We start from the raw sequence: 8236 nt of genomic DNA on the forward strand, positions 1-8236 counted from the left end.
GACGAACTGCCGCAGCCGGCAGGCGCCGCCCCGTTCGCATCCCGCCGCCCGGCCAGCGGTCCCGACTTCAACGACACCAGCTGGGCTGATGACCTGGGGGGCTTATGACCGCACAACCGAAACTGCGGCGCGTGACGCAGATCATGGCCACGGCTCGCAACCTGCCTGCCGAAGTCCAGGCCCCGGCCAAGCAGTTGGACCCAGGCACCACCGAAGTGGTCAACGCCCTGTTCAAGGAGCTGCAGGCCATCTTCCCGGCATGGAAGCAGGCCTGGCCGGATGACGAGGCCCTGAAGGCTGCCAAGCGCAGCTGGATCAAGTCTTTCGTCGCCGCGGGCATCAACACGCTCGAGCAGATCCGTTTCGGCATCCAGAAGTGCCGGGCGCTGGGTACCGACTTCGCCCCGAGCAGCGGCAAGTTCATCAAGCTGTGCCAGCCGACCCCGGAAGAGATGGGCATTCCGCCGCTTGCGAGGGCCCTGGCAGAGGCGCTGGATAATTTCCACCCCAGCAGGGCAGGGTCACGCGTTTGGACGCACGCAGCGGTGCGCCACGCGGCCCTGCAGTGCGAGGCGCAGAACCTGGGGTCGATGGAGGTGGAGCGGGCCGAGAAGGTATTCGCCCGGGCCTATGACATCACCATTCGCATGCTGGTCGCCGGCGAGCCACTGGGCGACATCGCCACCGGCATTGGCCACGACAGCCAGAAGAACCTGAGCGAGTTGGCCGACGAGTACGCCACCCAGAAGCAGGCCCGCCTGCTGGAGATCCAGCAGATCCCAGCCAGCGCCGCCGCGTGCCGTGCACACCTGCTGGCCAAATTGAACATCAAGCGCGCCGGGCAGCCGGCCGGGGAGGGCGTATGACTCCGGCCAAGAAGGAAAGCCTCATGCAGGGCCAGACCGGCGTGGCCAAGAAGGTCTACGAGTGCGTGCCGATGAATGAGCCGTGGACCTCATCCCAGGTCATGACCGCCATGCGCAACCTGACCGGCAGCACCCCGGATAACCGGATCGTCTCGGGCTGCCTGATCAGCCTGGTGGATTCGGGACTCATCAAGAAATCGGGGCGCGACCAGTTCCAGCGCATCCCTGTTGAAACCAAGCAGAAGACTCAGGAGCCAGTGATGGCCAAGCCGCAGCCGAAACTCGAAGTAGTTGCCGATCAGAAAGCCCCAGGCACTCCGCTGGAGATGCTGAGCGAACTGGCCGGAGAAATCGCTGGCATGGCCAGCAACCTGAAACGCTTGGCGTCCCGGGTGGAGGATGTCGCCCTGGCCGTCGAGCAGGAGCGCGAATCCAGCGCGAAGTCGATGGAGAAATACCGCCAGCTCAAGACCCTGCTTCAGAGCCTGCAAGGGGAGGAAGCGTGATGAAAGCCTACTTGAAAGCCCTGTTTTTCATTCTGCTCTGTATGGCTTTCGGCGCAGGTATCGGTGAATGGTTTGCCTTTGTCCTGAGGCTGGATCTCGGCCCTGTGAGTGGCTTTTCTCTGGCGATGACGCCGGTAGCCATGCTGGCCGCTATCCCGTTCCGCAAGGCCTTCGCTGCGCGCAAGGAGAAGCACTGATGGACACCAACAAGTTGCGCGACCCGAAATTTCGCCAGGTCGATGTAGGGCGTTTCGGCAAGAAGCCTTTCTCCATCGTTCAAGAGAAGCGCGTATGGGGCATGCAGCCTGTATTGCGCGATGCCGATGGGCATTACCACGGGATCGTCTCTCTGACAGGTGATGCCAAGCAGCGCCGCCAGCAGCGCAGAGAGCTACTTCGCCAAATCAATGCAGGGGTGAAGCCATGACCATCGACAAAGCCGAAATCATCAAGGCGCTAACTGGCAAAGATCAGCCGTACAAATCGCCATTTGCAGAGGGTCTTGAGGCCGCTTTATCCGGCACCCCTTGGACCCAATGCCCTTACACCGGCGCGAATCAGGACTACGAACGCGGTGAATGGCTGCGAGGGCACAGCGCACATGGGAGGTTTGCATGACCATCGACAAAGCAAAGCTGAAGGCGCAGGCCTGGTTCACTGAGGACCATATGACCGACAAGTCTTCGACGACCTACGACCCTACTGTGGCGTGTCGCTGGTACGAAAAGGGCTGGCCGGTGCAACTCCTGTACGGAGCGGAAACAATCAACGAGATACTCATGGAGATCGGTCAGCTTAAGGCCGAGAACGAGGCGCTGCGTAAGGATGCGAAGCGATACCGCTTCCTGCGCAATCAGCACTGGCCCGTGGCTGAGCTCGCTGTGGTTTGCAACCCAAAGGTCTCGGTCAAGCTTGGCCATGACTGCCCTAGCGGTGATCGCCTGGATCAGCAGGTCGATGGCGCGATGATTCGGGGAGCGAGCCATGACTGAGTTCTCCATCCGCAGCAGCCAGGACCTCAACCGCCTATACGGCGCCCTGCACGCAATCGACCTGACCAAGCCCAAGGTGGTGGTCATCAAGGACGAGAAGCGCCCGGACGTCTGCAACCGGAAGATGTGGGCCATGCTCCGCGACGTCTCCCAGCAGGTGGAGTGGTACGGCCGCAAGCTTACCGACGAGGACTGGAAACACATATTCAGTGCGGCGGTGCAGAAGCAGGACGCGGTACCGGGCATCGACGGCGGATTTGTCGTGCTGGGCGTCTCGACCCGCAAGCAGTCGCAGAAGTGGTTCAGCGACCTGTTCGAAGTGATGCATGCCTTCGGTGCCGAGCACGGCGTGCGCTGGACTGAGCCAGATCGGTGGGGAGGGCAGTACTGATGCTAGCCAAGGAGATCAAGCCGAAGAAATGCAAGGCGCCAGGTTGCGGCCAGCACTTCAAGCCGACCATGTCCACGCAGAAGGTGTGCAGCATCGCCTGCGCCAAGGCCATGGCCAAAGATCCGAAGCTGCAGAAGGTTGCGGCCAAGGCCATCACCAAACAGGCCCGCGAGGACCTGCAGGAGCGCCGGGAGAAGCTGAAGACCCGCCGCGAGCATATGGCCGAGGCGCAGGCCGCGTTCAACGCCTACATCCGCGAGCGCGACGCCGGCCTGCCTTGCATCAGCTGCGACTCACTGCCGAGCGACCACGACCTCATCACCGGCAGTCGCTGGGATGCCGGCCATTACCGGTCGGTGGGCGCCTGCCCGGAGCTGCGCTTCGAGCCGCTCAACGTCCACCGCCAGTGCGTGAAGTGCAACCGGAACCTGTCGGGTAACGCGGTCGAGTACCGCATCCGTCTGGTGAAGCGCATCGGCGCCGACCAGGTTGAATGGCTCGAAGGGCCTCATAAGCCCCAGCGCCTGACCATCGAAGACCTGCAGGCCATCAAGGCCATGTACAGGCAGAAGCTCAAAGACCTGAGGAGGGCTGCAGCATGACGCCAGCGTGGGGTTTTTTGATTTTGGCCGCCCTCATGGTGGTGGCCGGCGTGGCGCTGTCCTGGGCCGGCGCAGTGCGCCGCAAGCGCAGCTACGAAGAATTCATTTTGAGAAAGGCCAAGCGGGCAGGGGGTGGACAGTGAACTATCAGAACGTGGTATCGGCAGTGGTCCGCGCCCTGGCGGCGGAAACGATCAACAGCGCTGGCGGTTGCGAGTTCGAGCCGAAGGTTCAGGCAGCCAAGCAGAAAGGCGAGATCGTCGGCAAGGAGGCTGCATTCCTCGTGGACTGCTGGGTATTCGGCCGGCTGCACAAGTCGCTCTCAGCTGAGCACTGGCGTGCGCTGGTGGCGAAGTACTCCACTCACGAGGATCGCAAGCACAACGCAATCCTGGAACTGATGAAGACGATCAAGTCGCCTGCACCTCAGCGCTTCCGTGAGTGCGCCATTTTGACCTGGGCAATCCCTCAGGTAGGAGGGAAGCATGAGCCGGCCGCGATCGAGATGGTGAGCAGGGAGGCCGAAGCTATCGCCAAGAACAAGGCCCTTGTGGATTCGTTCAACGAGAAAGGGTTGAGCGGCATGAGCGATGCGGTGGATCGAAAGCAGACGCTTAAGAGGTCCGCAGCTGTGCTGCCGGCTGCCTGGTACAACATCGACAACTGGGACAATGACGGCAAGCCAGAGTCGACTCGGTACCGTTGGCGCTCGTCCATCCGAAAGACGCTGGACAACCAGGTCAACGAGGCTCTCACTGCCGCTCAGGAGCTTCTCGATGCAGAGGGGTTGATAGAAAGTTGCGCGGCGTAGCAAATAGCCATTGCAATGAGTGAGAAAGTGAGAGAATATTTGCCCATCCTGTCGATCTTGCGCGTTACGGATTGACACACAGAACCCGGCCATTGCGCCGGGTTTTTTATTGCCCGAAATAGGGCCTCAAGAGGCCCTGAATTCCCAAGGACAACCAATGGCCGAACCAACAAGTACCGCCGCTGGCGTCCTGCTGGTGAAGTACGGCGTGATCATTGGCGGCTTCGCAGGAGCGATTCTCTCGCTGACCTTTCTGCGGGGCCTCACCAGGGGCCAGGCAGTCGCGGCCTTCTTCACCGGCTTCGCTTCAGCGATCTTTTGCACCCCGCTCGCCATCACTTACTTCAAGCTCGAGGCAGGCGGAGAAGCCCAATACGGCGTGGCCTTTCTGATAGGCCTTCTGGCAATGAACATCATCCCGGTGCTGAAGTCGCTGGTTGGGTCGTTCGGAGCCAAAGGAGCTACCTGATGAGCTCGACCCTGATTTCAATGCTGATCGGCGCCAATGCCTTCCTGAGCGTGCTGGTGGTGATTGCTGCGTGCGACTACCTGCGCCGGATACGCCCGATGGATTACCCATTGCTGGCTGTCGCGTTCTACCTGGTGGCCATCGGCGCGTTTGGATCGTTCGTCCTTGCCATGAGCGGCCATGTTCCCACCCTGTACGGCGTGATCCTCAAGCTGGGCATTGTCCTGTATGCGGTAGCCCGGCGCGGCCATGTGTTTCAGCCGGGGTAGGGCGCCACAAAATCGAGGTCCGCCGTTTCGTGGCGCATCAGTCAGTGCGCAACAACGGGAACAGTTCTTCGGGATTGCGTGACGCGGCGTTCATTTTGTCGCATTCAGACGCGGCGTCCGACTTGTTGGCAAAGCCGCGCTTAAGGCGCTCCTTTTCTTGGTTGTCGTAGATGTCGAAGCCGCCAGAAGTGGTGGTGGCGTAGAACCGGTTACCAATTTGGAAGGATTCACCTTCGATAGGCACAGCCGGAACGATAACGAATCTTGGTTGCATGTTTCGAGCCTCCCCAGGCAGATACCTAAGTATTAGTTCGATTGCAGAAAGCCAGCAATATGACTCATCGAGACGAATTGATGGCATACCGTGTCACCAGCGCCAGTGGTCATCAGGTTCGCGAGAGGCCAAATGGTTGACCCCCGCGCCACAAAATCGAGATGCGCTGTTTCGTGGCGCGAGGACAGGCAAATGGCATCGGTCACCGTGCGCATCTCTTGCCGCCATAAGTGGTGGCTCAAGTACTACCTGGCCGGCGTCCTCGTCATGGCCAGGCTGACTGGCCGAGAGCCATGCCCTGAGCGCTTCAGCTACTGGGTAGGGCGCGGCATCAAGATCGAGGTTCACCCCGAATGACTACCATCGCCTACAAGGATGGCGTGATCGCCTATGACTCTCGGGTAACCCGGGGCGACCTCATTACCGACGATGACTGCGACAAGTGCATTGAGCGCGACGGCGTGAAGTTCTTCCTGTCCGGCGCCCTCTGTGACTATGACGCGCTGGTGGCTGCCTACTTCGGCACTGCCCCATCGGGGAAGGTCGACGCATCTGCAATCGTCCTTGATGGCGGCAGACTAATGACGGTTGCCGTAGATGACGATACCGGCCTATGGAAGTCGCCAATCAAGCCTGATCGTCCATACGCCATCGGCAGTGGCACGCCATACGCCTTCGCTGCGATGGATATGGGTGCTTCCGCTGAGAAGGCCGTCGAGATGGCGGCAAGGCGAGACACCAGCACCGGCGGCAAGATCAGGGTAATAACCATCAAGGATTTCTGACCCTGCCGCACGACGACTCAGTCGCGGTAGGGCTCGACCCGTTGGCGCGAAACTGGGAACCACAGCCACTCGTCATCTTGGATGGGGGTGGAGAAGTTGCGCTTCACCTCAAACACGTAGTCGGAACCTTTGCTACCGGTCACCGATATGGTGTGGGCGGAAAACCAGCCAGTGAAAGGATACGTATTTAGGCCCAGCCAACCAGCACGCTGAACAACGCCGCTAGACCCGTCAGCGCCGGTGTACAGAGAGCGCTCGCCTGGGTTGAAATGGAAAGGTACTGCGGAAAGCCTAACGTGGCTGTCAGAGCCCTGGTCGATATCAACATCTGCTGTTTCGAAAGCCATGCGTCAGCTCCTGCGTTGAGTGGATCGCTACCAATACCGGCAACCTGCCACCATTTCAAGCATCAGGATTTATTCATGACCTCTAAGCAACCCGACTGGGAGGCGATCGAACGAGCCTTCCGGGCAGAGTGCAGTCAAGCGCACCCTGCCGGCACTCCTCTCTAGAGCTTCCAGATTTCGAACAGTGCTAAGGACCCCAATCCGAGTATCAGCAGGGTGGTGGTGGACCGGATTCGTTTAGTCGCCAAGTACGTCGCGAATAGTCCGAGTGTGGTAATTGCCAGAGTGCTCATTGTGTATCTCCGTTTGGTTTGAGCCCCTAGTGTTCCTGATTTTTTTTTGAGCAAGCCTCAGTTTGCGACGGATTTTCGTCAACTTTCGAATTCCTCTCTTTTTTTATGCTTTTCTCGGCGGTGATCTATGGGGCGGCCAAATCCACCGGAAGATCTGCTTGAGTCGGTCTGGCTTGCTCTGCGGCCAGCGCCTGAAGTCTGGGAGTGGATACAGAGTGAGATCCTCGCCGACACCGGCAGCATCCATAACCCTGAGCATGCTCACCTGATAGACGCCAACATCGGCGTGCTGTGGGCATCGACTGGGTTCGCCAAGCAGGGGCGGGTCGTCCTTGGTCAGGCTGAGCAGCTGATGTTCCGTGCTGGCGGATGGCAGAAGGCCCGGCAAGAGCAGCAGATGCGGCAGTGGTTCGGCGAGGAGCCGACCTACCTCATCACCCTGGCAGCTGACTACTGCTCCCAGTGCAGCGACGCTGAGTTCTGCGCACTGGTCGAACACGAGCTCTACCACATCGCCCAGGCGACTGATGAGTACGGCGCACCCAAGTTCACCCAGGAGGGGCTGCCCAAGCTCTACCTGCGCGGCCATGACGTGGAAGAGTTCGTCGGAGTGGTGAGGCGCTACGGTGCCAGCCAAGACGTACAGCAGCTGATTGACGCTGCAAGCCGGCCGCCTGAGGTGGCCAAGATCAACATTTCGAGGGCCTGCGGAACCTGCCTACTCAAGTCGGCCTGATTGCTGACAGGTCCTGACGGGTGAAATTCACATGGCAGCACTACGAAGTGAGGTCAAAGCCTTCATTGTTCAGGCTCTGGCCTGCTTCGATACACCGTCCCAGGTGGTGGAGGCTGTCAAGAAGGAGTTCGGCCTGGATGTGAGTCGCCAGACCTGCGAAGGGCACGACCCAACCAAGTACGCCGGGCGAGGCCTGGCCAAGCGTTGGGCTGACCTATTCCATGAGTGCCGGGCGCGATTCACCGCCGAGACGGCCGACATTCCCATCGCACATCGTGCCTATCGCCTCCGTGCGCTTGGCAGAATGGCCGAGAAGGCCGAGTCGATGAAGAACATGGCCCTGACTGCCCAGCTACTGGAGCAGGCGGCCAAAGAGGTCGGCGATGTCTACGTGAACCGTCAGACCAAGAACGAGAACCCCCACGACAACGTGCCGCCCACCAGGGTGCAGGTCGACGTGGTGGATGCGAGGAAGCCTGATGCCGTCGCTGAACGTCCCCCAGGCTAATTTCCTCCGGATGGAGAACAAGTTCCGCGGCTTCGTCGCCGGGTTCGGTTCGGGCAAGACTTGGGTAGGCTGCGCTGCGCTGTGCAAGCATGTGTGGGAGTGGCCCCGGATCGACTCCGGCTACTTCGCTCCGACCTACCCGCAGATCCGGGACATCTTCTTCCCGACCATAGAGGAGGTCGCCTTCGACTGGGGCCTGAAGGTCAAGACGAAGGAGAGCGACAAGGAGGTCGAGTTCTACAGTGGCGGCCAGTACCGCAGCACGACCATCTGCCGTTCGATGGAGAAGCCCCAGACCATCGTGGGCTTCAAGATCGGCCACGCCCTGGTCGACGAGCTCGATGTTCTCCCCGCGCTGAAGGCCGAGCACGCCTGGCGCAAGATCAT

Annotated in this window: 19 protein-coding genes; 17 read left to right on the plus strand and 2 right to left on the minus strand. The window is 60.3% G+C overall.

Annotated elements, in window-relative coordinates; genetic code table 11:
* Window positions 1-104: 104 nt before the first annotated feature.
* The 12 genes from HP546_RS21830 to HP546_RS21890 all read left to right on the plus strand — a co-directional run bounded on the left by HP546_RS21830 (window position 105) and on the right by HP546_RS21890 (window position 4906).
* A complete protein-coding gene (locus HP546_RS21830; protein WP_172229346.1) occupies window positions 105-866 on the plus strand; it encodes a replication protein P in 762 nt (253 codons plus the stop codon).
* The gene (locus tag HP546_RS21835; protein WP_172229348.1) at window positions 863-1372 is read left to right on the plus strand and encodes a hypothetical protein; all 510 of its coding nucleotides are present in this window, start codon (window positions 863-865) and stop codon (window positions 1370-1372) included. Before HP546_RS21830 ends, HP546_RS21835 begins: the two co-directional genes overlap by 4 nt.
* Window positions 1372-1569 carry a hypothetical protein gene (locus HP546_RS21840; RefSeq protein WP_172229351.1) on the plus strand — a complete coding sequence of 66 codons (198 nt, stop codon included), beginning with the start codon at window positions 1372-1374 and terminating at the stop codon, window positions 1567-1569. The genes HP546_RS21835 and HP546_RS21840 overlap by 1 nt, the downstream gene beginning before the upstream one ends.
* A complete protein-coding gene (locus tag HP546_RS21845; protein ID WP_172229353.1) occupies window positions 1569-1799 on the plus strand; it encodes a hypothetical protein in 231 nt (76 codons plus the stop codon). The genes HP546_RS21840 and HP546_RS21845 overlap by 1 nt, the downstream gene beginning before the upstream one ends.
* Complete coding sequence (locus HP546_RS21850) at window positions 1796-1990, plus strand: Rmf/CrpP family protein (protein ID WP_172229355.1); 195 nt, start codon at window positions 1796-1798, stop codon at window positions 1988-1990. The genes HP546_RS21845 and HP546_RS21850 overlap by 4 nt, the downstream gene beginning before the upstream one ends.
* Window positions 1987-2364 carry a hypothetical protein gene (locus HP546_RS21855; RefSeq protein ID WP_172229357.1) on the plus strand — a complete coding sequence of 126 codons (378 nt, stop codon included), beginning with the start codon at window positions 1987-1989 and terminating at the stop codon, window positions 2362-2364. Before HP546_RS21850 ends, HP546_RS21855 begins: the two co-directional genes overlap by 4 nt.
* Complete coding sequence (locus tag HP546_RS21860) at window positions 2357-2755, plus strand: recombination protein NinB (RefSeq protein ID WP_172229359.1); 399 nt, start codon at window positions 2357-2359, stop codon at window positions 2753-2755. The genes HP546_RS21855 and HP546_RS21860 overlap by 8 nt, the downstream gene beginning before the upstream one ends.
* Complete coding sequence (locus HP546_RS21865) at window positions 2755-3357, plus strand: recombination protein NinG (protein WP_172229361.1); 603 nt, start codon at window positions 2755-2757, stop codon at window positions 3355-3357. The genes HP546_RS21860 and HP546_RS21865 overlap by 1 nt, the downstream gene beginning before the upstream one ends.
* Window positions 3354-3500, plus strand: coding sequence for a hypothetical protein (locus HP546_RS21870; RefSeq protein ID WP_012273048.1), 147 nt, complete (start codon window positions 3354-3356; stop codon window positions 3498-3500). The genes HP546_RS21865 and HP546_RS21870 overlap by 4 nt, the downstream gene beginning before the upstream one ends.
* Window positions 3497-4168, plus strand: a complete 672-nt coding sequence (locus tag HP546_RS31890) for a hypothetical protein (protein ID WP_019751349.1) — start codon at window positions 3497-3499, stop codon at window positions 4166-4168. Before HP546_RS21870 ends, HP546_RS31890 begins: the two co-directional genes overlap by 4 nt.
* Window positions 4169-4325: 157 nt before the next feature.
* Window positions 4326-4637: a hypothetical protein gene (locus HP546_RS21885; RefSeq protein ID WP_046787143.1), complete on the plus strand. Its 312-nt coding sequence runs from the start codon at window positions 4326-4328 to the stop codon at window positions 4635-4637.
* Window positions 4637-4906, plus strand: coding sequence for a hypothetical protein (locus tag HP546_RS21890; protein ID WP_098090785.1), 270 nt, complete (start codon window positions 4637-4639; stop codon window positions 4904-4906). The genes HP546_RS21885 and HP546_RS21890 overlap by 1 nt, the downstream gene beginning before the upstream one ends.
* A gap of 37 nt (window positions 4907-4943) precedes the next feature.
* On the opposite strand, the gene HP546_RS21895 is transcribed toward HP546_RS21890, so the two are convergent.
* Window positions 4944-5180, minus strand: coding sequence for a hypothetical protein (locus HP546_RS21895; protein WP_172229363.1), 237 nt, complete (start codon window positions 5178-5180; stop codon window positions 4944-4946).
* 192 nt (window positions 5181-5372) lie between these two features.
* Between HP546_RS21895 and HP546_RS21900 the strand changes: the two genes are divergently transcribed.
* Both HP546_RS21900 and HP546_RS21905 read left to right on the plus strand, forming a co-directional pair.
* Window positions 5373-5537: a hypothetical protein gene (locus tag HP546_RS21900; RefSeq protein ID WP_172229365.1), complete on the plus strand. Its 165-nt coding sequence runs from the start codon at window positions 5373-5375 to the stop codon at window positions 5535-5537.
* Entirely contained in the window at window positions 5534-5965 is a 432-nt protein-coding gene (locus tag HP546_RS21905) for a proteasome subunit beta (protein ID WP_172229367.1), read from the plus strand. Before HP546_RS21900 ends, HP546_RS21905 begins: the two co-directional genes overlap by 4 nt.
* A 17-nt stretch (window positions 5966-5982) precedes the next feature.
* On the opposite strand, the gene HP546_RS21910 is transcribed toward HP546_RS21905, so the two are convergent.
* Window positions 5983-6312, minus strand: coding sequence for a hypothetical protein (locus HP546_RS21910; RefSeq protein ID WP_172229369.1), 330 nt, complete (start codon window positions 6310-6312; stop codon window positions 5983-5985).
* A gap of 420 nt (window positions 6313-6732) precedes the next feature.
* Here HP546_RS21910 and HP546_RS21915 point away from each other — a divergent pair, with 420 nt between their 5' ends.
* The 3 genes from HP546_RS21915 to HP546_RS21925 all read left to right on the plus strand — a co-directional run.
* Window positions 6733-7341 (plus strand): putative metallopeptidase, encoded by a 609-nt coding sequence (locus HP546_RS21915; protein WP_172229371.1) that lies wholly within the window; start codon window positions 6733-6735, stop codon window positions 7339-7341.
* A 31-nt stretch (window positions 7342-7372) separates the two neighbouring features.
* Window positions 7373-7849 (plus strand): DUF2280 domain-containing protein, encoded by a 477-nt coding sequence (locus HP546_RS21920; protein ID WP_172229373.1) that lies wholly within the window; start codon window positions 7373-7375, stop codon window positions 7847-7849.
* A partial coding sequence (locus HP546_RS21925) for a terminase large subunit domain-containing protein (protein WP_218584580.1) occupies window positions 7821-8236 on the plus strand: 416 nt, incomplete at its 3' end. The genes HP546_RS21920 and HP546_RS21925, both read left to right, overlap by 29 nt.

Origin of the sequence: Pseudomonas sp. CM25 (assembly GCF_013179705.1) — a bacterium.
GTDB lineage: Bacteria > Pseudomonadota > Gammaproteobacteria > Pseudomonadales > Pseudomonadaceae > Aquipseudomonas.

What these genes read in the sequence shown, in the direction of transcription:
- HP546_RS21850 (WP_172229355.1), top strand. Translation starts at nt 1,796, where the DNA reads ATGACCATCGACAAAGCCGAAATCATCAAGGCGCTAACTGGCAAAGAT.
- HP546_RS21870 (WP_012273048.1), top strand. Translation starts at nt 3,354, where the DNA reads ATGACGCCAGCGTGGGGTTTTTTGATTTTGGCCGCCCTCATGGTGGTG.
- HP546_RS21895 (WP_172229363.1), bottom strand. Translation starts at nt 5,180, where the DNA reads ATGCAACCAAGATTCGTTATCGTTCCGGCTGTGCCTATCGAAGGTGAA.
- HP546_RS21915 (WP_172229371.1), top strand. Translation starts at nt 6,733, where the DNA reads ATGGGGCGGCCAAATCCACCGGAAGATCTGCTTGAGTCGGTCTGGCTT.
- HP546_RS21860 (WP_172229359.1), top strand. Translation starts at nt 2,357, where the DNA reads ATGACTGAGTTCTCCATCCGCAGCAGCCAGGACCTCAACCGCCTATAC.
- HP546_RS21845 (WP_172229353.1), top strand. Translation starts at nt 1,569, where the DNA reads ATGGACACCAACAAGTTGCGCGACCCGAAATTTCGCCAGGTCGATGTA.
- HP546_RS21900 (WP_172229365.1), top strand. Translation starts at nt 5,373, where the DNA reads ATGGCATCGGTCACCGTGCGCATCTCTTGCCGCCATAAGTGGTGGCTC.
- HP546_RS21830 (WP_172229346.1), top strand. Translation starts at nt 105, where the DNA reads ATGACCGCACAACCGAAACTGCGGCGCGTGACGCAGATCATGGCCACG.
- HP546_RS21865 (WP_172229361.1), top strand. Translation starts at nt 2,755, where the DNA reads ATGCTAGCCAAGGAGATCAAGCCGAAGAAATGCAAGGCGCCAGGTTGC.
- HP546_RS21840 (WP_172229351.1), top strand. Translation starts at nt 1,372, where the DNA reads ATGAAAGCCTACTTGAAAGCCCTGTTTTTCATTCTGCTCTGTATGGCT.
- HP546_RS21920 (WP_172229373.1), top strand. Translation starts at nt 7,373, where the DNA reads ATGGCAGCACTACGAAGTGAGGTCAAAGCCTTCATTGTTCAGGCTCTG.
- HP546_RS21855 (WP_172229357.1), top strand. Translation starts at nt 1,987, where the DNA reads ATGACCATCGACAAAGCAAAGCTGAAGGCGCAGGCCTGGTTCACTGAG.
- HP546_RS21835 (WP_172229348.1), top strand. Translation starts at nt 863, where the DNA reads ATGACTCCGGCCAAGAAGGAAAGCCTCATGCAGGGCCAGACCGGCGTG.
- HP546_RS21885 (WP_046787143.1), top strand. Translation starts at nt 4,326, where the DNA reads ATGGCCGAACCAACAAGTACCGCCGCTGGCGTCCTGCTGGTGAAGTAC.
- HP546_RS21910 (WP_172229369.1), bottom strand. Translation starts at nt 6,312, where the DNA reads ATGGCTTTCGAAACAGCAGATGTTGATATCGACCAGGGCTCTGACAGC.
- HP546_RS21890 (WP_098090785.1), top strand. Translation starts at nt 4,637, where the DNA reads ATGAGCTCGACCCTGATTTCAATGCTGATCGGCGCCAATGCCTTCCTG.
- HP546_RS21905 (WP_172229367.1), top strand. Translation starts at nt 5,534, where the DNA reads ATGACTACCATCGCCTACAAGGATGGCGTGATCGCCTATGACTCTCGG.